Here is a 24,796-nt window from a genome sequence, read left to right on the forward strand (position 1 = left end):
AGAACTTACACAGTGGACGCGAGCAACTGAGGACAAGCCCTCGGCCTATTAGTACCGGTCACCTCCACCAGTTACCTGGCTTCCAGATCCGGCCTATCAACCCAGTCGTCTACTGGGAGCCTTACCCCATCAAGTGGGTGGGAGTCCTCATCTCGAAGCAGGCTTCCCGCTTAGATGCTTTCAGCGGTTATCCCTCCCGAACGTAGCCAACCAGCCATGCCCTTGGCAGAACAACTGGCACACCAGAGGTTCGTCCGTCCCGGTCCTCTCGTACTAGGGACAGCCCTTCTCAAGACTCCTACGCGCACAGCGGATAGGGACCGAACTGTCTCACGACGTTCTAAACCCAGCTCGCGTACCGCTTTAATGGGCGAACAGCCCAACCCTTGGGACCGACTCCAGCCCCAGGATGCGACGAGCCGACATCGAGGTGCCAAACCATCCCGTCGATATGGACTCTTGGGGAAGATCAGCCTGTTATCCCCGGGGTACCTTTTATCCGTTGAGCGACGGCGCTTCCACAAGCCACCGCCGGATCACTAGTCCCGACTTTCGTCCCTGCTCGACCCGTCGGTCTCACAGTCAAGCTCCCTTGTGCACTTACACTCAACACCTGATTGCCAACCAGGCTGAGGGAACCTTTGGGCGCCTCCGTTACCCTTTAGGAGGCAACCGCCCCAGTTAAACTACCCATCAGACACTGTCCCTGATCCGGATCACGGACCCAGGTTAGACATCCAGCACGACCAGACTGGTATTTCAACGACGACTCCACAACCACTGGCGTGGCCGCTTCACAGTCTCCCAGCTATCCTACACAAGCCGAACCGAACACCAATATCAAACTGTAGTAAAGGTCCCGGGGTCTTTCCGTCCTGCTGCGCGAAACGAGCATCTTTACTCGTAGTGCAATTTCACCGGGCCTATGGTTGAGACAGTCGAGAAGTCGTTACGCCATTCGTGCAGGTCGGAACTTACCCGACAAGGAATTTCGCTACCTTAGGATGGTTATAGTTACCACCGCCGTTTACTGGCGCTTAAGTTCTCAGCTTCGCCCCACCGAAGTGGAGCTAACCGGTCCCCTTAACGTTCCAGCACCGGGCAGGCGTCAGTCCGTATACATCGCCTTACGGCTTCGCACGGACCTGTGTTTTTAGTAAACAGTCGCTTCTCGCTGGTCTCTGCGGCCACCCCCAGCTCAGACCGTAAAGATCATCACCAGGTGTGGCCCCCCTTCTCCCGAAGTTACGGGGGCATTTTGCCGAGTTCCTTAACCATAGTTCACCCGAACGCCTCGGTATTCTCTACCTGACCACCTGAGTCGGTTTAGGGTACGGGCCGCCATGAAACTCGCTAGAGGCTTTTCTCGACAGCATAGGATCATCCACTTCACCACAATCGGCTCGGCATCAGGTCTCAGCCGTATGCAAGGCGGATTTGCCTACCTTGCGGCCTACACCCTTACCCCGGGACAACCACCGCCCGGGATGGACTACCTTCCTGCGTCACCCCATCACTCACCTACTAACCGCTTGGTTCAGCGGCTCCACCACTCCCCTTTGCCCGAAGGCTCCGGGGCGGCTTCACGGCCTTAGCATCACGATGCTCGATGTTTGACGCTTCACAGCGGGTACCGGAATATCAACCGGTTATCCATCGACTACGCCTGTCGGCCTCGCCTTAGGTCCCGACTTACCCTGGGCAGATCAGCTTGACCCAGGAACCCTTAGTCAATCGGCGCACACGTTTCTCACGTGTGAATCGCTACTCATGCCTGCATTCTCACTCGTCAACCGTCCACAACTACCTTCCGGTGCTGCTTCACCCGGCAGACGACGCTCCCCTACCCATCACAGCAGGCGTTGGCCCTAATGCTGCAATGACACGACTTCGGCGGTACGCTTGAGCCCCGCTACATTGTCGGCGCGGAATCACTAGACCAGTGAGCTATTACGCACTCTTTCAAGGGTGGCTGCTTCTAAGCCAACCTCCTGGTTGTCTGTGCGACTCCACATCCTTTCCCACTTAGCGTACGCTTAGGGGCCTTAGTCGATGCTCTGGGCTGTTTCCCTCTCGACCATGGAGCTTATCCCCCACAGTCTCACTGCCGCGCTCTCACTTACCGGCATTCGGAGTTTGGCTAAGGTCAGTAACCCGGTAGGGCCCATCGCCTATCCAGTGCTCTACCTCCGGCAAGAAACACACGACGCTGCACCTAAATGCATTTCGGGGAGAACCAGCTATCACGGAGTTTGATTGGCCTTTCACCCCTAACCACAGGTCATCCCCCAGGTTTTCAACCCTGGTGGGTTCGGTCCTCCACGAAGTCTTACCTCCGCTTCAACCTGCCCATGGCTAGATCACTCCGCTTCGGGTCTTGAGCGTGCTACTAAAAACGCCCTATTCGGACTCGCTTTCGCTACGGCTTCCCCACCCGGGTTAACCTCGCAACACACCGCAAACTCGCAGGCTCATTCTTCAAAAGGCACGCAGTCACGAGAAACACCGAAGTATTTCCGACGCTCCCACGGCTTGTAGGCACACGGTTTCAGGTACTATTTCACTCCCCTCCCGGGGTACTTTTCACCATTCCCTCACGGTACTATCCGCTATCGGTCACCAGGGAATATTTAGGCTTAGCGGGTGGTCCCGCCAGATTCACACGGGATTTCTCGGGCCCCGTGCTACTTGGGTGTCTCTCAAGCAAGCCGCTGACATTTCGACTACGGGGGTCTTACCCTCTACGCCGGACCTTTCGCATGTCCTTCGCCTACATCAACGGTTTCTAACTCGCCCTACGGCCGGCAGACCGTAGAAGAGAGATCCCACAACCCCGCACACGCAACCCCTGCCGGGTCTCACACGCATACGGTTTGGCCTCATCCGGTTTCGCTCGCCACTACTCCCGGAATCACGGTTGTTTTCTCTTCCTGAGGGTACTGAGATGTTTCACTTCCCCTCGTTCCCTCCACACTGCCTATGTGTTCAGCAGCGGGTGACAGCCCATGACGACTGCCGGGTTTCCCCATTCGGAAACCCCCGGATCAAAGCCTGGTTGACGACTCCCCGGGGACTATCGCGGCCTCCCACGTCCTTCATCGGTTCCTGGTGCCAAGGCATCCACCGTGCGCCCTTAAAAACTTGGCCACAGATGCTCGCGTCCACTGTGCAGTTCTCAAACAACGACCAGCCACCCATCACCCCACCAGCAAAACCGGTGAGTGCACTGGGGCCGGCGACTGAGGAGAAGATCATTCCCTCAGACACCCAACAGCGTGCCCGACACCCTCCGCTGCCCTCTCATCCGTTCCACGCCGAAGCAGTACTAGGAAGAAGAGCCATCCGAAAAGTGCCGAGTAGTCAACGTTCCACCCATGAGCAACCAGCATCAGACATTCGCTGATGTACTGGCCTCTGACCAGGCAAGCCCGGTAAGAAGTGCTCCTTAGAAAGGAGGTGATCCAGCCGCACCTTCCGGTACGGCTACCTTGTTACGACTTCGTCCCAATCGCCAGTCCCACCTTCGACAGCTCCCTCCCACAAGGGGTTGGGCCACCGGCTTCGGGTGTTACCGACTTTCGTGACGTGACGGGCGGTGTGTACAAGGCCCGGGAACGTATTCACCGCAGCAATGCTGATCTGCGATTACTAGCGACTCCGACTTCATGGGGTCGAGTTGCAGACCCCAATCCGAACTGAGACCGGCTTTTTGAGATTCGCTCCACCTCACGGTATCGCAGCTCATTGTACCGGCCATTGTAGCACGTGTGCAGCCCAAGACATAAGGGGCATGATGACTTGACGTCGTCCCCACCTTCCTCCGAGTTGACCCCGGCGGTCTCCCGTGAGTCCCCAGCACCACAAGGGCCTGCTGGCAACACGGGACAAGGGTTGCGCTCGTTGCGGGACTTAACCCAACATCTCACGACACGAGCTGACGACAGCCATGCACCACCTGTACACCGACCACAAGGGGGGCACTATCTCTAATGCTTTCCGGTGTATGTCAAGCCTTGGTAAGGTTCTTCGCGTTGCGTCGAATTAAGCCACATGCTCCGCCGCTTGTGCGGGCCCCCGTCAATTCCTTTGAGTTTTAGCCTTGCGGCCGTACTCCCCAGGCGGGGCACTTAATGCGTTAGCTGCGGCACGGACAACGTGGAATGTTGCCCACACCTAGTGCCCACCGTTTACGGCGTGGACTACCAGGGTATCTAATCCTGTTCGCTCCCCACGCTTTCGCTCCTCAGCGTCAGTATCGGCCCAGAGATCCGCCTTCGCCACCGGTGTTCCTCCTGATATCTGCGCATTTCACCGCTACACCAGGAATTCCGATCTCCCCTACCGAACTCTAGCCTGCCCGTATCGACTGCAGACCCGGGGTTAAGCCCCGGGCTTTCACAACCGACGTGACAAGCCGCCTACGAGCTCTTTACGCCCAATAATTCCGGACAACGCTTGCGCCCTACGTATTACCGCGGCTGCTGGCACGTAGTTAGCCGGCGCTTCTTCTGCAGGTACCGTCACTCTCGCTTCTTCCCTGCTGAAAGAGGTTTACAACCCGAAGGCCGTCATCCCTCACGCGGCGTCGCTGCATCAGGCTTTCGCCCATTGTGCAATATTCCCCACTGCTGCCTCCCGTAGGAGTCTGGGCCGTGTCTCAGTCCCAGTGTGGCCGGTCGCCCTCTCAGGCCGGCTACCCGTCGTCGCCTTGGTGAGCCATTACCTCACCAACAAGCTGATAGGCCGCGGGCTCATCCTGCACCGCCGGAGCTTTACACCATCAAGGATGCCCAAGACGGTCATATCCGGTATTAGACCCCGTTTCCAGGGCTTGTCCCAGAGTGCAGGGCAGATTGCCCACGTGTTACTCACCCGTTCGCCACTAATCCACCCCGAAGGGCTTCATCGTTCGACTTGCATGTGTTAAGCACGCCGCCAGCGTTCGTCCTGAGCCAGGATCAAACTCTCCGTGAATGTTTACCGGTAATCCGGTGAGACACACACGGGAGCGGAACCAAGAGGAGGAATAGTCCCCTCGGTCCTCAGCGTCCTCGCTGTGTTTTTTCAAAGGAACCTCGACCATCGGTGATCCGATGGACGGGGTATCAACATATCTGGCGTTGACTTTTGGCACGCTGTTGAGTTCTCAAGGAACGGTCGCTTCCTTTGTACTCACCCTTTCGGGCTTTCCTCCGGGCGCTTCCCTTCGGTGTTTCCGACTCTATCAGATCTTTTCTCGACCCGATTTCCTCGGTGCTTTCCAGGTTCCCGCTTCTGCGTTTCCCTTTCCGGCGGTTCCGACTCTATCAGATCCTTTCGGCGTCCGATTCCCGGTCGGCGGGATTGCCTCGGGGCTTTTGGCTTTCGCCGCGGCCCTTTCGACATTCGCTACTTTAGCTCATTCGCAGGGAGGCTCATAATCGAGTCTCTCGGCTTCGAATTCGCACGTGCGGACACGTCGAAAACGACCCCGGTGAAGGGGTTGGAGCTAGGTAGTGGGTTTGCCGCTCCGGCTGCAGGCGATCGCCGTACCCGGTTCAGCGGCTCGGGATACATTACGCATCTTCCGGGTGCGAGTCAACTTCGCCTGCGCCTGGGGACGTGGGCCCGGTACGGGCTCACCGTCGGGTCGTCGGCGACCCAGTAGCGCCAGGGGTGGATGTCGCCCCTCCCGCCCTCACCGGCGACCCCGGTGCGCGGCCCCTTCCGTACCTGCGCGGCGGGGACCGGGGTGCCGGTCAGTACCCGCATCGGCGTCTCGCCGGAGGCGCAGGCGTCCGTGCCGTCCAGGGCGCGGTCGACCTCCAGCGCGGTGGCGAGGCGGGCCGGGCCTTTGGCCAGTTCCTTGTCGTTGCGGGCCGAGGGGCGGCGCTTGCGGGCGAGTTCCGCGCCCTCGACGATCTCGCCGGCGCGCAGCAGCACGGCGCTCGCGGTGCCCTCGGGTCCGCAGACGAGGTTCATGCAGTGCCACATGCCGTAGGTGAAGTAGACGTACACGTGGCCCGGTTCGCCGAACATCACGGCGTTGCGGGCGGTGCGGCCCCGGTAGGCATGGGAGCCGGGATCGTTCTGGCCGTCGTACGCCTCGACCTCGGTGAGGCGTACCGCGATCGGGCCGTCGGGCGTCGTGCGCACCAGGACGCGGCCGAGGAGGTCGGGTGCGACCTCGAGGACCGGGCGGTCGAAGAAGGCACGGGGCAGTGGCATACGGTCCGGGGGCGCGATCATGCCCTCCGAGGGTAGTCCACGGGAGTGGTGCCGACGGGTCATGACCAGGGCGGAACCGGCCAGGGGGCGGCGCGCGTATGTAGGGGCGAGGTCCGTTCGTAAAGGGAGAGTCAATGGCGTTCAAGAAGCTGCTCGCGAGCCTCGGGGCCGGCGGGGCCTCCGTCGATACGGTGCTGACCGAGGTCAACGTCGTACCGGGCGGCGTGGTCCAGGGGGAGGTGCGGATCCAGGGCGGCTCCGTGAACCAGGCGATCGAGGGTCTCTCCGTCGGGCTTCAGGCGCGGGTCGAGGTCGAGAGCGGCGACCAGGAGTACAAGCAGGACATCGAGTTCACCAAGGTGCGGCTCGGTGGTGCCTTCGAGCTCCAGGCCGGTGCCCTGCACGCGGTGCCGTTCGGGCTGGAGATCCCCTGGGAGACACCGGTCACGATGATCGACGGGCAGGCGCTGCGCGGGATGCACATCGGTGTGACCACCGAGCTGGCGATCGCCCGCGCCGTGGACTCCGGCGACCTCGACCCGATCAACGTGCACCCGCTGCCGGCGCAGCAGGCGATCCTCGACGCGTTCATCCAGCTGGGCTTCCGTTTCAAGAGCGCTGACATGGAGCGCGGCCACATCCGGGGCACCCGGCAGACGCTGCCGTTCTACCAGGAGATCGAGTTCCACCCGCCGCAGCAGTACCGGGGGCTGAACCAGGTGGAGCTGAGCTTCGTCGCCGACGGGCACGCCATGGACGTCGTGCTGGAGATGGACAAGAAGCCCGGCCTGTTCAGCGAGGGCTCGGACACCTACCGGTCCTTCCAGGTGGGGCTGCACGACTGGCAGGGGACCGACTGGGCGGCGTACCTCAACCAGTGGCTGTCCGAGGTCGGCAGCAGGCGCAACTGGTTTTAGGGCCTAGGCTCGGGAACTGCTGGTTCCAGATCATCGATCAGGAGGTACCGAGGTGACCGAGCTCAAGAGGCGGCCGCTCCCCCATGACTTCCATCCGCCCGTGCCGTCGTTCACGGTGACGAGCGCGGACGTCGAGGAGGGCGCGACGCTGAAGAGCGCTCAGGTGCACGCGGAGGGCAACACCTCGCCGCAGCTGCGGTGGGAGGGCTTCCCGCCCGAGACCAAGAGCTTCGCCGTGACCTGCTACGACCCGGACGCGCCGACCGGCAGCGGGTTCTGGCACTGGGTGCTGTTCGACATCCCGGTCTCGGTGACGGAGCTGCCCGCGGGCGCGGGGAGCGGCAAGTTCGAGGGGCTGCCCGAGGGCGCCGTGCACGCGCGCAACGACTACGGGACGAAGGACTTCGGCGGTGCCGCGCCGCCGCCCGGGGACGGCCCGCACCGCTACGTCTTCACCGTGTACGCGGTCGACCAGGAGAAGCTGGGTCCGGACGCGGACGCGTCGCCGGCCGTCGTCGGCTTCAACCTGCGGTTCCACACGCTCGCGCGGGCGCAGCTCATCGGCGAGTACGAGAACCCCGCGCAGGGCTGAGCACGGCACGTCGCACCAGCCGAGCGTTCACGGAACGTTTGCCCGTCTCCGGTCTTGGAAGAGATCGGAGACGGGCATTTTTATTGCGTTGTCCATCTCGGCGCGCCCGTCCAGAGTTGAGCCAAGCCCGCCGGGGGGTGGGCGGTTGCACACGGGAGGTGGGCTGGATGCGTGACACGTTGGTGCTGAACGCGAGCTTCGAGCCGCTGTCTACGGTGACTCTCAACCGAGCCGTCGTCCTGGTGCTCCAGGACAAGGCGGTGGTCGAGCAGGCCCATCCCGAACTGCGGATGCGCGGGGCCGAGGTGGACATGCCGGCGCCCCGGGTGATCAGGCTGTGCCGGTACGTACGGGTGCCGTTCCGAAGACAAGCGCCGTGGTCGCGGCGGGGGGTGCTGGTGCGGGACCGGCACCGGTGCGTGTACTGCGGGCGCAGGGCGACGACGGTGGATCATGTGGTGCCGAGGGCGCGGGGCGGCCAGGACACGTGGCTGAACACGGTGGCGGCGTGCGCGGAGGACAACCACCGCAAGGCGGACCGGACTCCGGAGGAGGCCGGGATGACGTTGCTGAGGGCTCCGTTCGAGCCGACGCCGGCGGACGCGATGCTGCTGGCGCTGGGCGCCGAGGACTTCGCGGCGCTGCCCGACTGGCTGGCCCAGGATGCCGCCTGACCGGGCACGGTGACATCTCGTGACGTTCCCCGGCGGCCGCGGGTTCTGCCTGGCCGGCCGTCGTCCGTTCCCGCGTGATCGTGCACCCTGCCCGCGTCCGTGAGGGGCGCGGGCAGGGTGCCGGTGTTCGTGTGGTGGTCCTCAGTCGATGCTGGGCTTCTCCCGGCGTTCCGTCGCCGGGCCGTTGTTCTGGGCCGGGAGGGTGGCGCCGCCGTTGCCGTTGCCGCCGTTGCCCCCGCCGCCGAGGGGGCCGAAGTTGCCCATGGCGCCGGAGAGGCCCTTGAGGGCGTCGCCGATCTCGCTGGGGACGATCCAGAGCTTGTTGGCGTCGCCCTCGGCGATCTTCGGGAGCATCTGGAGGTACTGGTACGACAGGAGCTTCTGGTCGGGGTCGCCGGCGTGGATGGCCTCGAAGACGGTGCGCACGGCCTGGGCTTCGCCCTCGGCGCGCAGGGCGGCGGCCTTGGCCTCACCCTCGGCGCGCAGGATCTGGGACTGCTTCTCGCCCTCGGCCGTGAGGATCGCGGCCTGGCGGGTGCCCTCGGCGGTGAGGATCGCGGCGCGCTTGTCGCGGTCGGCGCGCATCTGCTTCTCCATCGAGTCCTGGATGGAGGTCGGGGGCTCGATGGCCTTCAGCTCGACGCGGTTGACGCGGATGCCCCACTTGCCGGTGGCCTCGTCCAGGACGCCGCGCAGGGCGGCGTTGATCTCCTCGCGGGAGGTCAGGGTGCGTTCCAGGTCCATGCCGCCGATGATGTTGCGCAGCGTGGTGACGGTGAGCTGCTCGATCGCCTGGATGTAGCTGGCGACCTCGTAGGTGGCCGCGCGGGCGTCCGTCACCTGGTAGTAGATGACGGTGTCGATGTTGACGACCAGGTTGTCCTGGGTGATCACCGGCTGGGGCGGGAACGGCACGACCTGTTCACGCAGGTCGATCCGGTTGCGGATGGTGTCGATGAACGGGACCACGATGTTCAGGCCCGCGTTCAGGGTCCGTGTGTAGCGGCCGAAGCGTTCGACGATGGCCGCGCTGGCCTGTGGGATGACCTGGATGGTCTTGATCAGGGCGATGAAGACCAACACCACCAGAATGATCAGGACGATGATGACCGGTTCCATCGTGTTCCCCGTACCCCTCTCCGCCTGGGCGCCTTCGGACGATCTCGTGCCTGTTGCTCGTGCTGTTCAAAGGATCTTGCCCGTCGAGTCTGACAGACCCCGGCCCAACTCGTGGGCAGGATCGCTCAGATGACGATCGCGGTGGCTCCTTCGATGTCCACGACGTCCACCTCCTGGCCCGCCTCGTAGGCCCGGCCGGAGTCCAGGGCGCGCGCCGACCAGATCTCCCCGGCGAGCTTGATGCGGCCGCCGGAGCCGTCGACCCGCTCCAGGACGACGGCTTGTCTGCCCTTCAACGCCTCCACGCCGGTGGCGAGTCGGGGGCTCTGCCGGCCGTGCCGGGCCGCGATGGGCCGTACCACGGCGATGAGGGCGACGGAGACGACGAGGAACGTGAGCACCTGGACGACCGCGCCGAGGCCGAGACCGGCGGCGACGGCGGCCGCGACGGCCCCCACCGCGAGCATGCCGAACTCGGGCATGGCGGTGACGACGAGCGGGATTCCGAGCGCCGCCGCGCCGACGAGCCACCACACCCATGCGTCGATGTCGTTCACGTGGTCATCGTAGGGCCCCGTTCGGGCCGCGGACAGGGCGCGTTGAGGGGCGGGGCCGGTTTGCGCGGGGTCAGGACAGGGGCAGGCCGTGCGCGGTCCAGCGGTCGCCGACCTGCTCGACGACGAGCGGCAGGCCGAAGCAGCGGGAGAGGTTGCGGGAGGTCAGTTCCAGCTCGATCGGGCCGGCGGTGAGGACCTTGCCCTGACGGATCATCAGGACGTGGGTGAAGCCGGGGGCGATCTCCTCGACGTGGTGCGTGACCATGATCATCGAGGGTGCGATGGGGTCGCGGGCGAGCCGGCCCAGGCGGCGCACGAGGTCCTCGCGGCCGCCGAGGTCGAGGCCGGCGGCGGGCTCGTCCAGGAGCAGCAGCTCGGGGTCGCTCATCAGGGCGCGGGCGATGAGGGTGCGCTTGCGCTCGCCCTCGGAGAGGGTGCCGAAGCGGCGGTCGAGGTAGTCGCTCATGCCGAGGCGGTCGAGGAAGGCGCGGGCGCGCTGCTCGTCCACGTCCTCGTACTCCTCGTGCCAGCCGGCGGTCATGCCGTAGGCGGCGGTGAGGACCGTCTGGAAGACCGTCTGGCGCTTGGGGAGCTTTTCGGCCAGGGCGATGCCGGCCACGCCGACGCGGGGGCGCAGCTCGAAGACGTCGGTGCCGGGCTTGCCCAGGGTCTCGCCGAGGATGGTGACGGAGCCCTTGGTGGGGTAGAGGTAGCTGGAGGCGACGTTCAGGAGGGTGGTCTTGCCGGCGCCGTTGGGACCGAGGATGACCCAGCGTTCGCCCTCCTTCACCGACCAGGAGACCTGGTCCACCAGAGCCCGGCCCTCACGGACCACGGATACGTCCTGAAGCTCCAGAACATCGCTCATGAGCGCGTTGTCTCCCCTTGCAGTGTGGCCGGTTCCGGCTGTCGCGTACGCCTGTGGCTCGGTCCGCCGCGCCGGTGGGCGCAGCCCATATGAAATCTACGCCACGAGTGCACCGGTCCATTCCATCGGTCCGGTCCTTAGGGTGGGGGCATGCTCACGGAACCACGTTCAGGGCGCCTCGCCGCCTGGGGAAATGCCCTTCTGGCCGGACTTGTCTCTCCGGATGACGCAGCGCTCGCCATTGTGGGCGACGACACGGTGCACCGGGTGGCGGGGCTGCCCGGGGAGCCGGCGCCGGTCGGGCTCACGCTCGCGCTGGGGCGGCTGCGGGCGCTGGGGGCGACGGGGCTGCGGGTGGCGCTGCCGGCGCCGGGGCATCCGCTGGGGCTCAGCGGTCCGCCGGAGTTCAACGCGCGGGCGCTGGAGGCGGAGGAGGCGGTGGTCTGTTTCGGTGCGGCGCTCGGTCTGGTGCCCGAGCCGTACGAGGCGGGGCCGGCCGGTGACGTCCATGCCGAGGTGGTCTGGCAGGTGCTGCCGGTGCGGGAGGCCCCGCCCGCGGACGTGCCCTCCCTCGGCGAGGCGGAACGCGAGCTGGCGGAGGCGCTGCGGGACGCGACGGCGGTGCTCGCCCGGCTGGACGTCGCCGCGTCGGGCCCGGTGGCGCAGGCGGCGATCGACGCGTACCGGGCCCGGGCGGAGCGCGGCCGCGAGGTCCTGGCCCCGGGCTATCCGCCGCGCGCGGTGCGCGTCCTGGAGCTGGCCCAACGGGTCGCCTTCCTGATCTCCCTGGCCGAGGACAACGGCCACGGCGCCGCGGTCACCGCCGCCGAGATCTCCGCCCGCACCGAGGCCCTGCGCCCCGTGGAACGCACGGCCCGCCGGGCGCAGGTGGCGGCGTACAACTCGATCGTGGAAGAACGGGAGCGGGGCGTGCGGTGACCCTGCGGGGCTTTGGCGGGGGGGTGAGCGGGGGCTTTGATCGGGGGTGATGGGAAGGGGGGCTCGCGGCGGCCGGGGACGGCGCAGGACGAGCGGCCGGGCTCGGGGGTGGCCGAGGTTCCTCTGCAGGCGGACCGGCGGGGGCCCAAGGCCGGCGTAGGACGAGCGGGCGGGCCCGGGGGCGGCGCTCGTGCGGCGGCCGGGGACCGGGCCGGTGCCCACCCAGGGGACGGCGGCCGGGGGCGCGGACGGGCGGCCTGGCTTGGTGGGCGGCTGGGGTGCCCCTGTAGTGGGGGCCTGGCCGGGGGCCCGGGACCCGGTGTACGACGAGCGAGTGGGCCCGGGAGCAGCCGAGGTACCTCTGTTGGCGGACCCGCGGGGCCCGAAGCCCGGCGTACGACGACCGGCCGGGTCCGGGGCTGTCGGTTCCGGGGCGTGGCTGCCGCGGGTGGGAGCGGCCGGCCCGCCGGGGCAACGGGGAGGCAGTGCGTTGGGGCCGACCGGCCCGATTCGGGGCCGCGGGGCGCCGGGACTCGTGCGGTCCGGCGACGCGACAAGGCCCCCCGCTGGACCGGGGGGCCTGTGCCTCAGACGACGGCGACGCGGTGGTTCCTCAGTGGTTGAGGCCGAGGTTGCCGAAGGCCGGGTTCAGCACGCCGATGACGTTGACGCTGTCGCCGACCGCGTTCACCGGGACGTGCACCGGGGCCTGAATGGCGTTGCCCGAGCCCACGCCCGGGGAGCCCTGCGCCGCACCGGCCGCCTGGCTGTTGGCGGAGGCCAGGCCGGCACCGGCGGCCACGAGGCCACCCGCCACCATCGTCACGGCCACTGCCTTCTTCAGGTTCTTCACTTTCCAACCCCTCTTGAGCTTCGCCACGGCGGTTCTCCGTGGCACGCACTGGAGAACGGCGGAGCTCGCCAGGGGATGCGCCATCCGGGTGACATTCCCACGACGGTATGAATCTCAGCCCGGACGGGAGTGTCTACGCGGCGCCAGGTTGACGCGCCGTGGGGTCGGCTCAGCCGCTCACCCCGTGCCGTACGGCCCACAGCGCGGCCTGGGTGCGGTCGGCGAGGTCGAGCTTCATCAGGATGTTGGAGACATGCGTCTTGACGGTCTTCTCCGACAGCACCAGCGCACGGGCGATCTCCCGGTTGGAACGGCCGTCCGCGATCAGGCCCAGCACCTCCCGCTCCCGCTCGGTGAGCGAACCACCCCTGCCCTGACCGGAGTTCGCCTCCTCCTGGGACAGCAGCGCGCCCGCGACCTCGGGCTGGAGCAGGATGTGCCCGGCGTGCACGGAGCGGATGGCGCCGGCCAGGGCGTCGGGATCGACGTCCTTGTACACGTATCCCGCGGCGCCCGCGCGCAGGGCGGGCACCACGGTGCGCTGCTCGGTGAAGCTGGTGACGATCAACACCCGTGCGGGGTTGGCGAGTTCGCGCAGCCGGCGCAGCGCGTCGATGCCGTCCGTGCCCGGCATCCGGACGTCCATGAGGATGACGTCGGGGCTCAGTTCCCCGGCGCGCTCGACCCCCTCGGCGCCGTCGGCCGCCTCGCCGACGACGACTATGTCATCCTGCACCTCCAGAAAGGTGCGCAGGCCCCGGCGGACGACCTGGTGGTCGTCGACGATCAGCACCTTGATGGGCTCAGCCACCGGGAACCTCCATCTCGATCGTGGTGCCCTTGCCGGGCGCCGATTCCACGGTCAGCGTGCCGCCGACCCCGCTCGCCCGGTCGCGCATCGAGACCAGCCCGAGGTGCCGTCCGGCGCGGCCCACCGCGGCCGGGTCGAAGCCGTCGCCGTCGTCGGCCACGCGCAGCACGGCGCCGCCGCCGCGCCGCTCCACGCTGACGTCGACGTGCTCGGCACGGGCGTGGCGCAGCGCGTTGTGCAGGGCCTCCTGGGCCACCCGGAGCACGGCCTCCTCCTGGGCGGCGGGCAGCGCCCGGTAGCCGGCGCCGGTGAAGGTGACGCGGGCGCTGTGGGCGCGGTCGAGGACCTGGATCTGGGTGCGCAGGGTGGCGATCAGTCCGTCCTCGTCCAGGGCCGCGGGCCGCAACTCCACGACGGCGGCGCGCAGTTCGTCGGCGGCTTCGGCGGCGAGCGCGGCGACCTGGTGGAGTTCGCCCTTGGCGCGCGCGGGGTCGCGGTCGACGAGGGCGGCGGCGGCCTGAGCGGTCAGGCGCAGCGAGAAGAGCTTCTGGCTGACCGCGTCGTGCAGTTCGTGCGCGAGCCGGGAGCGCTCCTCGGCGATGGTGAGTTCGCGGCTGCGCTCGTAGAGGCGGGCGTTGGTGAGGGCGATCGCGGCGTGCTGGGCGAGCAGGGCGAGTAGTTCCTCGTCCTCCTCGGTGAAGCCGCAGCCGCCGTCCGGCTTGGGACAGTTCTTGTTGGCGAGGAACAGGGCGCCGATGACCTCGTCGTCGGCGCGGATGGGCAGGCCGAGGAAGTCGACCATGTCGGGGTGGGCCTGCGGCCAGCCCTCGAAGCGGGGGTCCCGGCGCACGTCGGCGAGACGCTGGGGGCGGGCCTCGTGCAGCATCGCGGCGAGGATGCCGTGCTGGCGGGGCAGCGGGCCGATCGCCTTCCACTGGGCGTCGCTGACGCCGTCCACCACGAACTGGGCGAAGCCGCCGTGGTCGTCGGGGACGCCGAGGGCGGCGTACTGCGCGTCGAGCAGCTCGCGGGCGGAGGCGACGATCGTCTTGAGGACGTCGCGTGTCTCCAGGTGTCTGCTCATGGCCAGCAGCGCGGAACTCACCGCGGCGAGGCCGGACCGGGGGCCGTGACTCATGTCCTCACGGTACCGGCGGGGCGGGCCGGGCGGATCGGCCCGCCGCGGCACGGGGCCCGGCCGCTGGACCTAGGGCCTTTCTGCCGGATCAGGTCGGCCCGGGCCAACGGAACCTTCCAGCCGAGCCGAGCGGGGGCTGGTGCGTGCAGATGCAAGGCGGAGGAGGGAGTCGACGCGGAGCGTCGGCGAGTGACGACAACGCCGCAGATGTGCGTGCCAGCCCCCGCGACCCCGACAAGATCCGGAAGACAGGCCCTAGGGCGGACGGCCCAGGACCGGAGCCCCGGTCCGGTGATGTACGCCGAAGGGACCGTCGGCTCTGCGGCTCGCGGCCGAGGCGGTGGCGCGGGGTGCGTTTCTAGGTTGATCCCCACCGCCCGAGCGGGCGGACGGCGACAAGGGGATGGTTGGTCATGCCGGTAGGGATCATCACGGGGGCTTCGAAGGGGCTGGGGCGGGCGCTCGCCGAGGCGCTGGCCGGGCTCGGCTGGGACCTGGTGCTGGACGCGCGCGGCGCGGCGGCGCTGCGGGAGGCCGCGGCGGCCGTCGGTACGCACGGCACCCGGGTGGTGGCGCTGCCCGGGGACGTCACGGACGCCGGGCACCGGGCCGCGCTGGTGGCCGCGGCCCGGGAGCTGGGCGGGATCGATGTGCTGGTGAACAACGCGAGCGCGCTCGGCGCCGAGCCGCTGGTGCGGCTGGCGGAGCTGCCGCTGACGGGGCTGCGGCGGGCGCTGGAGGTGAATGTGACCGCCGCGCTGGGCCTGGTCCAGGAGGCGCTGCCGCTGCTGCGGGCGTCGGCGGCGGGCGCGGTGATCGCGGTGGGTTCGGACGCGGCGGTGGAGGCGTACGGGACCTGGGGCGGTTACGGCGCCTCCAAGGCGGCCCTGGAGCAGTTGGCGGCGGTGCTGGCGGTGGAGGAGCCGGGCCTGCGGGTGTGGGCGGTGGATCCGGGGGACATGGCGACCGAGCTGCACGCGGCGGCGGTGCCGGACGAGGAGGACCTGGGAGTGGCGCCCGCCGCCGTCGTACCCGGGTTCCTGCGGCTGCTGGCGGAGCGGCCGGCCAGCGGGCGGTACGCGGCGCGGGCGCTGGTGGCGGGCCGATGAGCACGGTGGTGCGGGTGCCGCCGGAGCGCTCGGCGCGGGTGCCGGCCGAGCAGCGGGGGCCGGGCCGGGACCGGGACGACGTACGGCTGCTGGTGTCGCACGGGACACGGGTCGCGCACCACGCGTTCCGGGAGCTGCCGTCGCTGCTGCGGGCCGGGGACCTGCTGGTGGTGAACACCTCGCCGACGCTGGCCGCGGCGGTGGACGGGCGGATCGGGCCGGGCCGGGTGGTGGTGCACTTCTCCACCCGCGGGGACGACGGGCGCTGGGCGGTGGAGCTGCGGGAGCCGGATGGAAGGGGAACCACGCGCGCGCGTACGGGCACGCGTGCGGGGAGCGAGGTGGTGCTGGCGGGTGGGGCGCGGCTGGTGGTCGAGGAGCCGGTGAGCGCGCGCGGGGAGCGGCTGTGGTGGGCGCGGGCCGTGGGCGGCCGGGTGCTGGAGCTGCTGCGGGAGCACGGGCGGCCCATCCGTTACTCCTACACGGAGCGGGACCAGCCGTTGTCGGCGTACCAGACGCTGTTCGCGCTGCCGTCGCCGGACGGGGCGGGCAGCGCGGAGATGCCGAGCGCGGCGCGGCCCTTCACCGCGCGGCTGGTGGCGGAGCTGGTGCGCAGGGGGGTGGGGTTCGCGCGGGTCACGCTGCACACGGGGGTGGCGTCGGCGGAGGCGCACGAGCCGCCGTACCCGGAGCGGTTCTCGGTGCCGGAGTCGTCGGCGCGGCTGGTGAACGCGGTGGCGGCCGGGGGTGGCCGGGTGATCGCCGTGGGGACGACGGCCGTGCGGGCACTGGAGTCGGCCGCGGGGCCGGACGGGGTGGTGCGGGCGGCCGGGGGGTGGACGGATCTGGTGGTCACGCCCGAGCGCGGGGTGCGGGTGGTGGACGGGCTGCTGACCGGGCTGCACGAGCCGGAGGCCTCGCATCTGCTGATGCTGCGGGCGATCGCCGGGCGGGCCGCGGTGGACCGGGCCTACGAGGAGGCGCTGCGCGGGCTCTACCTGTGGCACGAGTTCGGGGACGTCCATCTCCTCCTTCCGGAGGAGGGCACTCACAGCGTGCGTTGCGATGGCAACTAACGGTGAGAACTCTCTGCCCCGGCTGTGAGCCCGCGCATAGGGCCCACATCACGTACGAAAGTGCATAGGAGATAAACACCCCCGCATGAACGGGACAGATGGTCCAATCTGTCCCGTTTTGCCCTTACCTGATCCACTACCTTGGATCGTACGTCACATCTTTGCCAGGGCATTTTGCGCCCGCTAAGAATTGCTTCCGTCGCTCAGCGCCGTGGGTTCAACCCGCGGCTTTTGTGCGGGAGGAACCGATTCCCCCGGCGGACGCAGGAGCGACCTCCGCGCTATCGAAGAGGTCCACAGCTATGCCCAAGAACATCCTCAGTCGTGCTCATAGTCGGAACCTGACCAAGCAGCACAAGATCGCCGTCGCCGGTGTCGCCGCTCTCGGCACCGCCGCCATCGCCCTGTCGGCCATCCCCGGCAACGCGGACACGGTCACCACCGGTTCTCCCGCCACCGCCGCCCAGGTCGCCAAGGTCGCCACCCAGGACGCCCCGCTGACGAGCGTCAAGGGTCCGATCACCGACCGGGCCGGCACGCAGAACATCAAGCTCGACGCGATCGCCGCGCAGAAGAAGGCCGCCGACCAGCTCGTCGCCAAGCAGCGCGCCGAGGCCGCCGCGAAGAAGGCCGCCGCCGACGCCGCCGCCAAGAAGGCCGCGCAGGAGCGCACCGCCAAGCAGGCCGCGAACCGTTCCGCGCAGCGCCCGCAGATGCAGACCGTCGCCGCGAAGACCTACGCGAACAACCTCGACGGCTGGATCCGCCAGTCCCTGGACATCATGCGCGCCAAGGGCATCCCGGGCAGCTACAGCGGCCTGCACCGCAACATCATGCGGGAGTCCTCGGGCAACCCGATGGCCATCAACAACTGGGACATCAACGCCCGCAACGGCATCCCGTCCAAGGGCCTGCTCCAGGTGATCCAGCCCACCTTCAACACGTACCACGTGCCCGGCACCTCGTGGAACATCTACGACCCGGTCGCCAACATCACCGCCGCCTGCAACTACGCGGCCCACCGCTACGGCTCGATGGACAACGTCAACAGCGCGTACTGAGGTCGGCGCGGACCTCTGACGCACGCCGAAGGGCGGCACCCCGTTGCGGGGTGCCGCCCTTCTCGACGTACCGGGGGCTACTTGCGCATGACCTCGGGTTCGTGGCGGCGCAGGAAGCGGGAGACGAAGAAGCCGCAGATCACGCCGAGCGCGATCAGCACGATCATGCCCAGGCTCCAGGCCGAGGCGGTGTGGTTCCACAGCGGGTCGGTGCTGCCCGGGTCGTCGCTGTTCGGGGCGATGTCGTTGAAGTCGAGCGTGGCGCCGGCCGCGGCCACCGCCCAGCGCGAGGGCATCAAGTACGAGAACTCGTTGACGCCGAGCGTGCCGTGCAGGGTGAACAGGCAGCCGGTGAAGACGACCTGGATGATCGCGAACATCACCAGCAGCGGCATGGTCTTCTCGGCGGTCTTCACCAGCGAGGAGATCACCAGGCCGACCATCATCGAGGTGAAGCCGAGCGCCATGATGGGCAGGCACAGCTCGAACAGGGTCGAGCCGCCGAGGATCACGCCCTGGTCCGGGATCTCCCGGGAGGAGAAACCGATCAGGCCGACCATCAGGCCCTGGAGCACGGTGACGGTGCCGAGCACGACCACCTTGGACATCAGGTAGGCCGACCGGGACAGCCCGGTCGCCCGCTCCCGCTCGTAGATCACCCGTTCCTTGATCAGCTCACGCACGGAGTTGGCGGCGCCCGCGAAGCACGCGCCGACCGCGAGGATCAGCAGCACGGTGGTGGCGGTGCCGTTGGGGGCGTGCAAGCCGGTGCGCGGGTCGATCTTCGGGTTGACCAGCAGCCCGTGATCGTGGTTGATCAGCAGGCTGACCGAGCCGAGCACCGCGGGCAGGATCACCGTCAGCGCCAGGAAGCCCTTGTCGGAGACGATGACCGACACATAGCGCCGGATGAGGGTGAGCAGCTGCGAGCCCCAGGCCTGCGGCTTCGGCGGCTTGACGACCTGCGGCTGCGTGTGCGCGGCCTGCGGGGCCACGGCGTCGATGTCCGCCGCGTACATCGTGTAGTGCTGCGAGCCCTTCCAGCGGCCCGCCCAGTCGTAGTCGCGGTAGTTCTCGAACGCGGAGAACACGTCGGCCCAGCTGTCGTAGCCGAAGAAGTTCAGCGCCTCCTCCGGCGGGCCGAAGTAGGCCACCGCGCCGCCCGGCGCCATCACCAGCAGCTTGTCGCACAGCGCCAGCTCGGCCACCGAGTGGGTGACGACGAGCACGGTGCGGCCGTCGTCGGCGAGGCCGCGCAGCAACTGCATGACATCGCGGTCCATGCCCGGGTCCAGGCCCGAGGTCGGCTCGTCCAGGAAGATCAGCGACGGCTTGGTCAGCAGCTCCAGGGCGACCGAGACGCGCTTGCGCTGACCGCCGGACAGGGAGGTGACCTTCTTGTCCTTGTGGATGTCGAGCTTCAGCTCGCGCAGCACCTCGTCGATGCGCGCGTCGCGCTCCTGCGCGGTGGTGTCGGCCGGGAAGCGCAGCTTGGCCGCGTACTTCAGGGCCTTCCGGACGCTCAGCTCCTTGTGCAGGATGTCGTCCTGCGGGACCAGGCCGATGCGCTGGCGCAGCTCGGCGAACTGCTTGTACAGGTTCCGGTTGTCGTACAGCACCTCGCCCTGGTTGGCGGGCCGGTAGCCGGTGAGCGCCTTGAGCAGCGTGGACTTGCCGGAGCCGGACGGGCCGATGACCGCGACCAGGGACTTCTCCGGGACGCCGAAGGAGACGTCCTTCAGGATCTGCTTGCCGCCGTCGACCGTCACAGTCAGATGGCGCGCGGAGAAGGAGACCTCACCGGTGTCGACGAACTCCTCGAGGCGGTCGCCGACGATCCGGAAGGTGGAGTGGCCGACGCCGACGATGTCGGCCGGGCCGAGCTGCACCGAGCCGCCCTTGGGCACCGGGTGACCGTTGACGTACGTGCCGTTGTGCGAGCCGAGGTCGCGGATCTCGAAGCGGCCGTCGGGTGTCGAGTGGAACTCCGCGTGGTGCCGGGAGACCTGGAGGTCCGAGACGACCAGCTCGTTCTCCAGGGCACGGCCGATGCGCATCACCCGGCCGAGCGAGAACTGGTGGAACGTGGTCGGGCTGCGGTCCCCGTGCACCGGCCCGGCCGCCGGCTTCGGGTGGGCGGCACCGGGTCCGGCCTGCTGCTGCGGGAAGGCGGCGGCCTGCTGGGCGGCCTGCGGCGCCTGCTGCCAGCCGGGGCCCGGGGCCTGGGCGGCGGGTGCCTGGTGGGGCACGGCTTGGGCGGGCGCCTGGTGCGCGGGCGCGGCGGGCGCCTGGTGAGCCGGCTGGGCGGGCTGCTGGGCCCAGGCCGCGGCGCCCGCGTCCTGGGCGTACGGCGCCTGCTGCGCCTGCTGCGCCTGCGGCTGCTGCGGCAGGCCGGCGGCGATCGCGGCACCGGCGAGATCCAGCCGCGGCCCGTCGGTCGCGTTGCCGAGGTGCAGCGAGACGCCCGGGCCTATCTCGGACCGCTGGATCCGCTGCCCCCGCAGATACGTGCCGTTGGTGCTGCCGTGGTCCTCGATGACCCAACCGCGGCCGTCGAAGCTGACCGTGGCGTGCCGCCAGGAGACCCTGGCGTCTTCGAAGACGATGTCACCCTGCGGATCCCTGCCCAGGGTGTAAGGCCTGGACGGATCGAGCGTCCAGGTACGTCCGTTTGTTTCCAGTACGAGTTCCGGCACTCCATGCCCCACTGAGTTGTCCCCCGAATTGCCCCCATCGCGGGGAGTCTAGGGATGTCGAACATCGTGGGGAACTATTTCAGGCCCGCCCCCCTGACCAAAACCCGGGCTTGCCGGGAGCGCCCTCGTCCGCCGCGTCTCTCGCCGGGGGCGGAGGTGGGGAGTTGCGGGTTCGACGCCTGCTGTCCGCAACGTCCCGGACACCCCGGCGCCACCGATTGTTCCGTGTCCGTCAGGCGGACCTCGCGGGCGGGCGGCACGGGGTGCCGGATACGGTGGGAGGACCATGGATGCTGCGCAGACCCCCGAGGTCCCCACTCTCCTCGTCAAGATCTTCGGCAAGGACCGGCCGGGCATCACGGCCGGGCTCTTCGACACCCTTGCCGCGTACTCCGTCGACGTGGTCGACATCGAGCAGGTCGTCACGCGGGGACGCCTGGTGCTGTGCGCGCTGGTGAGCCAGCCGCCGGCCGGGATCGAGGGCGATCTGCGGGCCACCGTGCACAGCTGGGCCGAGTCGATGAAGATGCAGGCGGAGATCATCTCGGGCCACGGCGACAACCGCCCGCGCGGCCTCGGGCGCTCCCTGGTGACCGTTCTCGGCCATCCGCTCACCGCCGAGTCGACCGCGGCCATCGCCGCCCGCATCGCCAAGGCCGGCGGCAACATCGACCGTATCTTCCGGCTCGCCAAGTACCCCGTGACCGCCGTGGAGTTCGCGGTCTCCGGCGTGGAGACCGAGCCGCTGCGCACCGCGCTGGCGCAGGACGCCGCGGCCCTGGGTGTGGACATCGCGGTGGTCGCCGCGGGCCTGCACCGCCGCGCGCAGCGCCTGGTGGTGATGGACGTGGACTCCACCCTGATCCAGGACGAGGTCATCGAGCTGTTCGCGGCGCACGCGGGCTGCGAGGACAAGGTCGCCGAGGTGACCGCGGCGGCGATGCGCGGCGAGCTGGACTTCGAGCAGTCCCTGCACGCGCGCGTCGCGCTGCTGGCGGGTCTCGACGCCTCGGTGGTGGAGAAGGTGCGCAACGAGATCCGGCTGACCCCGGGCGCCCGCACCCTGATCCGCACCCTGAAGCGGCTCGGCTACCAGGTCGGTGTGGTCTCCGGCGGCTTCACCCAGGTCACCGACGATCTGCGGGAGCGGCTGGGTCTCGACTTCGCCCAGGCGAACACGCTGGAGATCGTGAACGGCAAGCTGACCGGCCGGGTCACCGGGGAGATCGTGGACCGCGCGGGCAAGGCGCGGCTGCTGCGCCGGTTCGCCGCGGAGGCCGGGGTGCCGCTGGCGCAGACGGTGGCGATCGGCGACGGCGCCAACGACCTGGACATGCTGAACGCGGCCGGACTGGGGGTCGCCTTCAACGCCAAGCCCGTGGTCCGCCAGGCGGCGCACACCGCGGTGAACTTTCCCTTCCTCGACACGGTCCTCTACCTCCTCGGCATCACCCGGGAAGAGGTCGAGGCGGCCGACACCCACGACGAGGACTGAGCCCGTCACCCCGCCGCCGTACGCCAGGGTCCGGCCGGTCGCGCCGGGCCCCTGACGCCGTCGGCCGGGTCACTCCGAGGGTGCCCAGTAGCCGGTCAGCGTCGCCACCCCCGGCTCCAGGCTCTTCCAGGGACCCTCGAAGGACAGCAGGGCGAAGGCGGCGGCGGGGAAGCCCCGCCGGTTCATCCGCTCGCGGGCCTCGTCGTCGGCCGAGCCGGCAAGAATCTCGGCGAGGCCGTGCACTCCCGGGTTGTGGCCGATCAGGATCACCGTCGCCACCTCGTCCGGGACCTCGTTGAGCAGAGCGATCAGCTCGCCGGGCGAGGCCTCGTAGATCCGCTCCTCGTAGACGGTCTTCGGCCGGTGCGCCAGCTCGTGGACGGCGAGCTTCCAGGTCTCGCGGGTCCGGGTCGCGGTGGAGCACAGGGCCAGGTCGAAGGTGAGGCCGGAGTCGGCCAGCTTGCGTCCGGCGACCGCCGCGTCCTTGCGGCCCCGCTCGGCGAGCGGGCGCTCATGGTCGGACACCTGGGGCCAGTCGGCTTTCGCATGCCGGAAAAGGGCGATCCTGCGGGGTTCTGCGACGCTCATGCGTCCCAGCTTCGCATGAAACAGGCCACAGGGCGCAGGGAGTTGACACGCGAACCGGCCGCGTACGGCGGGTCTCGGTCAGTGCCCGAGCAGCTGCTGCGCGTGCTCGACGAGCCGGGGTATGGCCGGGTCGGAGGCTGCGGCGTGCGCGCCGGACGGGCTGAGTATCAGCAGGAACAGGAGGCCGAAGGCGAGCGCGGGCAGCGCGAGGGCCCACCAGGGCAGCCGGATGTCGGCGCCGCCCGTGGTCGCCGGGTGGGTCCGGAAGTGGGTGCGGGCGGACATGATCGCCTCCGAGGTCCTTCGAGCGGGTCGGTGACCGCCCGGTGCGGTCACCACTCGAAGGTACGGAATCCGTGGCCGCCAACCCATCAGGTTTTCCACCCAGTTACCCCTGACCCCTGCCCCCTAGGGGACAGGGGGGCCAGCACCACCGTCCGCCGGAAACGCCCTGGTGGAAGGGCCCGGGGCGATCGGCGTCACGGGGCGATCGGCGTCACGGGGACGCGATGGTCGCGACGATGGCGATGAGGACGAAGATCGCGAAGAAGGAGCCGAAGACGAGCAGCATCTTCTTCTGACCGTTGCGGGGGTTCGGGTCGAGCACAGGCTGCATGCGCCCAGTCTCGCACCTCTCCCCCGGCCGCCGTGCGCGGGGGTCAGCGCGCGCCGGCCTCCTCCTCCACGGTGCGGTCGCGGCCGGCGAGGAAGCCCACCACCATCTGGGGCACCATCAGCGCCGCCATGAGGGCGATCGGCAGTCCCCAGCCTCCGCTGTGCTGGTAGAGCACGCCGACCAGCAGCGGGCCGGGGATGGAGATCAGATAGCCGGTGCTCTGCGCGAACGCGGACAGCTGGGCCACGCCCGCACTGCTGCGGGCACGCATGCCGACCATCGTCAGCGCGAGCGGGAAGGCGCAGTTGGCGATGCCGAGCAGCAGCGCCCAGGCCCAGGCGCCGCCGGCCGGTGCAAGGTACAGGCCGGCGTATCCGGCGAGCCCGCACACGCCCAGGACCAGCACGATCGGGCCCTGGTGGGGCAGCCGGCTGGCGACCCGCGGGATGACGAAGGCCAGCGGCACGCCCATCACCATGGTGACGGCGAGCAGCAGGCCCGCGGTGCCGGCCGACACGCCCGCGTCGCGGAAGATCTGCGCCATCCAGCCCATGGTGATGTAGGCCGCGGTGGCCTGGAGACCGAAGAAGACGGCGAGCGCCCAGGCGGTGCGGCTGCGGGTGATCCGCAGCGGGGCCTGAGCCGGCTCCGCCCCCGGCGCGGCGGCCGTGTGCGCGACGGCCCCCTGTCCGGCTCCGGCCCGCTCGGCGCCGTCCCGGCCCTGCCGTACCAGCGGCAGCCAGGGCAGCACGGCCACCGCCGCGACCGCCGCCCAGACGGCGAGGCCCAGCTGCCAGCGGCCGCCCATGGCGTGGGTCAGCGGGACGGTCGCCGCGGCGGGGACCGAGGTGCCGACGGCGAGGACCATGGAGTACAGGCCGGTCATGGAGCCGACCCGGTCGGGGAACCAGCGCTTGACGATGACCGGCATCAGCACGTTGCTGACCGCGATGCCCATCAGGGCGAGCGCGCTGAGCGCCAGGAACCCGGCGGTGCTCCCGGCGTAGGGCCGGATCAGCAGGCCCGCGCAGATGGCGGCCATGCCGGCGCAGACCACGGCGGCCGGGCCGAAGCGGCGGGCCAGGCGGGGCGCGGTCACCCCGAAGACGGCGAAGCAGAGCGGGGGCACGGAGGTGAGCAGCCCGGCCACGCTGCCGCTCATGCCGAGCCCGTCGCGGACCTCCTCCAGGAGGGCGCCGAGGCTGGTGATGGCCGGGCGCAGGTTGAGCGCGGACAGCACGATGCCCGCCGTGACCAGGCGGATCACCCAGGGGCGCGGGGCGCCCGGCTTCGGGGGCGTCTCGGGTGCGCTCGGCGTGGCGGACGTGTCGCGTTCGATCGGTGACATCGCCGTACGGGTGTCCGCTGCGCGGGTTTCCTCACTAGCCATGGGGCCCATCATAGAATCATAGGATGATTGGTTGTCCAGGGTTGTCCGCGAACAGCTGTCCATGATTGGTTGTCCCGTCCCCCGACCCCC

At 68.9% G+C, this 24,796-nt stretch carries 20 protein-coding genes and 2 rRNA genes; 8 read left to right on the forward strand and 14 right to left on the reverse strand.

Annotated elements, in window-relative coordinates; all coding sequences use genetic code 11:
* Window positions 1–28 precede the first annotated feature (28 nt).
* The 3 genes from ACSP97_RS08960 to ACSP97_RS08970 all read right to left on the reverse strand — a co-directional run bounded on the left by ACSP97_RS08960 (window position 29) and on the right by ACSP97_RS08970 (window position 6,228).
* A 23S ribosomal RNA gene (locus tag ACSP97_RS08960) occupies window positions 29–3,147 on the reverse strand.
* 302 nt (window positions 3,148–3,449) lie between these two features.
* Window positions 3,450–4,974 (reverse strand): 16S ribosomal RNA (locus tag ACSP97_RS08965).
* The 16S and 23S rRNA genes sit together here, the layout of an rRNA operon.
* A 603-nt stretch (window positions 4,975–5,577) precedes the next feature.
* Window positions 5,578–6,228, reverse strand: coding sequence for a DNA-3-methyladenine glycosylase (locus tag ACSP97_RS08970; RefSeq protein ID WP_355323137.1), 651 nt, complete (start codon window positions 6,226–6,228; stop codon window positions 5,578–5,580).
* A gap of 113 nt (window positions 6,229–6,341) precedes the next feature.
* Between ACSP97_RS08970 and ACSP97_RS08975 the strand changes: the two genes are divergently transcribed.
* The 3 genes from ACSP97_RS08975 to ACSP97_RS08985 all read left to right on the forward strand — a co-directional run bounded on the left by ACSP97_RS08975 (window position 6,342) and on the right by ACSP97_RS08985 (window position 8,390).
* Window positions 6,342–7,124 carry a sporulation protein gene (locus ACSP97_RS08975; RefSeq protein ID WP_355153187.1) on the forward strand — a complete coding sequence of 261 codons (783 nt, stop codon included), beginning with the start codon at window positions 6,342–6,344 and terminating at the stop codon, window positions 7,122–7,124.
* A 52-nt stretch (window positions 7,125–7,176) separates the two neighbouring features.
* Window positions 7,177–7,716 (forward strand): YbhB/YbcL family Raf kinase inhibitor-like protein, encoded by a 540-nt coding sequence (locus ACSP97_RS08980; protein WP_355153188.1) that lies wholly within the window; start codon window positions 7,177–7,179, stop codon window positions 7,714–7,716.
* Window positions 7,717–7,883: 167 nt separating this feature from the next.
* Window positions 7,884–8,390, forward strand: coding sequence for an HNH endonuclease (locus ACSP97_RS08985; RefSeq protein WP_355153189.1), 507 nt, complete (start codon window positions 7,884–7,886; stop codon window positions 8,388–8,390).
* Between the two features lie 141 nt (window positions 8,391–8,531).
* On the opposite strand, the gene ACSP97_RS08990 is transcribed toward ACSP97_RS08985, so the two are convergent.
* From ACSP97_RS08990 to ACSP97_RS09000, 3 genes are all read right to left on the reverse strand, one after another.
* Entirely contained in the window at window positions 8,532–9,509 is a 978-nt protein-coding gene (locus tag ACSP97_RS08990) for an SPFH domain-containing protein (RefSeq protein ID WP_180331706.1), read from the reverse strand.
* Between the two features lie 125 nt (window positions 9,510–9,634).
* Window positions 9,635–10,066, reverse strand: a complete 432-nt coding sequence (locus ACSP97_RS08995) for an NfeD family protein (protein WP_355153192.1) — start codon at window positions 10,064–10,066, stop codon at window positions 9,635–9,637.
* A 70-nt stretch (window positions 10,067–10,136) separates the two neighbouring features.
* Complete coding sequence (locus ACSP97_RS09000) at window positions 10,137–10,934, reverse strand: ABC transporter ATP-binding protein (protein ID WP_180331704.1); 798 nt, start codon at window positions 10,932–10,934, stop codon at window positions 10,137–10,139.
* Window positions 10,935–11,084: 150 nt separating this feature from the next.
* Here ACSP97_RS09000 and ACSP97_RS09005 point away from each other — a divergent pair, with 150 nt between their 5' ends.
* Window positions 11,085–11,873 carry a hypothetical protein gene (locus tag ACSP97_RS09005; protein WP_355153195.1) on the forward strand — a complete coding sequence of 263 codons (789 nt, stop codon included), beginning with the start codon at window positions 11,085–11,087 and terminating at the stop codon, window positions 11,871–11,873.
* Window positions 11,874–12,486: 613 nt separating this feature from the next.
* Here the strand turns inward: ACSP97_RS09005 and ACSP97_RS09010 are convergent.
* The 3 genes from ACSP97_RS09010 to ACSP97_RS09020 form a co-directional block, all read right to left on the reverse strand.
* Window positions 12,487–12,726 carry a chaplin gene (locus ACSP97_RS09010; RefSeq protein ID WP_355153336.1) on the reverse strand — a complete coding sequence of 80 codons (240 nt, stop codon included), beginning with the start codon at window positions 12,724–12,726 and terminating at the stop codon, window positions 12,487–12,489.
* A gap of 169 nt (window positions 12,727–12,895) precedes the next feature.
* Window positions 12,896–13,537 (reverse strand): response regulator, encoded by a 642-nt coding sequence (locus ACSP97_RS09015; protein ID WP_440557036.1) that lies wholly within the window; start codon window positions 13,535–13,537, stop codon window positions 12,896–12,898.
* Complete coding sequence (locus ACSP97_RS09020) at window positions 13,530–14,675, reverse strand: GAF domain-containing sensor histidine kinase (RefSeq protein ID WP_440557041.1); 1,146 nt, start codon at window positions 14,673–14,675, stop codon at window positions 13,530–13,532. The genes ACSP97_RS09015 and ACSP97_RS09020 overlap by 8 nt, the downstream gene beginning before the upstream one ends.
* 413 nt (window positions 14,676–15,088) lie before the next feature.
* Here ACSP97_RS09020 and ACSP97_RS09025 point away from each other — a divergent pair, with 413 nt between their 5' ends.
* The 3 genes from ACSP97_RS09025 to ACSP97_RS09035 all read left to right on the forward strand — a co-directional run bounded on the left by ACSP97_RS09025 (window position 15,089) and on the right by ACSP97_RS09035 (window position 17,921).
* Window positions 15,089–15,784, forward strand: coding sequence for an SDR family NAD(P)-dependent oxidoreductase (locus tag ACSP97_RS09025; protein ID WP_440557043.1), 696 nt, complete (start codon window positions 15,089–15,091; stop codon window positions 15,782–15,784).
* Window positions 15,781–16,860, forward strand: a complete 1,080-nt coding sequence (locus tag ACSP97_RS09030; protein WP_355153202.1) for an S-adenosylmethionine:tRNA ribosyltransferase-isomerase — start codon at window positions 15,781–15,783, stop codon at window positions 16,858–16,860. Before ACSP97_RS09025 ends, ACSP97_RS09030 begins: the two co-directional genes overlap by 4 nt.
* Window positions 16,861–17,162: 302 nt before the next feature.
* A complete protein-coding gene (locus tag ACSP97_RS09035; RefSeq protein ID WP_355323147.1) occupies window positions 17,163–17,921 on the forward strand; it encodes a transglycosylase SLT domain-containing protein in 759 nt (252 codons plus the stop codon).
* Between the two features lie 77 nt (window positions 17,922–17,998).
* Here ACSP97_RS09035 and ACSP97_RS09040 read toward each other — a convergent pair whose 3' ends face one another.
* Window positions 17,999–20,617, reverse strand: coding sequence for an FHA domain-containing protein (locus ACSP97_RS09040; RefSeq protein WP_440557047.1), 2,619 nt, complete (start codon window positions 20,615–20,617; stop codon window positions 17,999–18,001).
* A 286-nt stretch (window positions 20,618–20,903) separates the two neighbouring features.
* Here ACSP97_RS09040 and serB point away from each other — a divergent pair, with 286 nt between their 5' ends.
* Window positions 20,904–22,112, forward strand: coding sequence for a phosphoserine phosphatase SerB (gene serB / locus ACSP97_RS09045; protein ID WP_440557050.1), 1,209 nt, complete (start codon window positions 20,904–20,906; stop codon window positions 22,110–22,112).
* Between the two features lie 69 nt (window positions 22,113–22,181).
* Here serB and ACSP97_RS09050 read toward each other — a convergent pair whose 3' ends face one another.
* The 4 genes from ACSP97_RS09050 to ACSP97_RS09065 all read right to left on the reverse strand — a co-directional run bounded on the left by ACSP97_RS09050 (window position 22,182) and on the right by ACSP97_RS09065 (window position 24,706).
* Complete coding sequence (locus tag ACSP97_RS09050; protein ID WP_355153209.1) at window positions 22,182–22,700, reverse strand: SixA phosphatase family protein; 519 nt, start codon at window positions 22,698–22,700, stop codon at window positions 22,182–22,184.
* Between the two features lie 78 nt (window positions 22,701–22,778).
* Window positions 22,779–22,985 (reverse strand): hypothetical protein, encoded by a 207-nt coding sequence (locus ACSP97_RS09055; protein WP_355153211.1) that lies wholly within the window; start codon window positions 22,983–22,985, stop codon window positions 22,779–22,781.
* Window positions 22,986–23,196: 211 nt separating this feature from the next.
* Window positions 23,197–23,316, reverse strand: coding sequence for an SGM_5486 family transporter-associated protein (locus ACSP97_RS09060; protein ID WP_261399316.1), 120 nt, complete (start codon window positions 23,314–23,316; stop codon window positions 23,197–23,199).
* A 43-nt stretch (window positions 23,317–23,359) separates the two neighbouring features.
* On the reverse strand, window positions 23,360–24,706 hold the full coding sequence (locus ACSP97_RS09065; protein WP_355153213.1) for a CynX/NimT family MFS transporter: 1,347 nt from the start codon (window positions 24,704–24,706) through the stop codon (window positions 23,360–23,362).
* Between the last annotated feature and the right edge of the window lie 90 nt (window positions 24,707–24,796).

Origin of the sequence: Streptomyces sp. SCPE 10 (assembly GCF_051980735.1) — a bacterium.
Lineage (GTDB): Bacteria > Actinomycetota > Actinomycetes > Streptomycetales > Streptomycetaceae > Streptomyces > Streptomyces misionensis.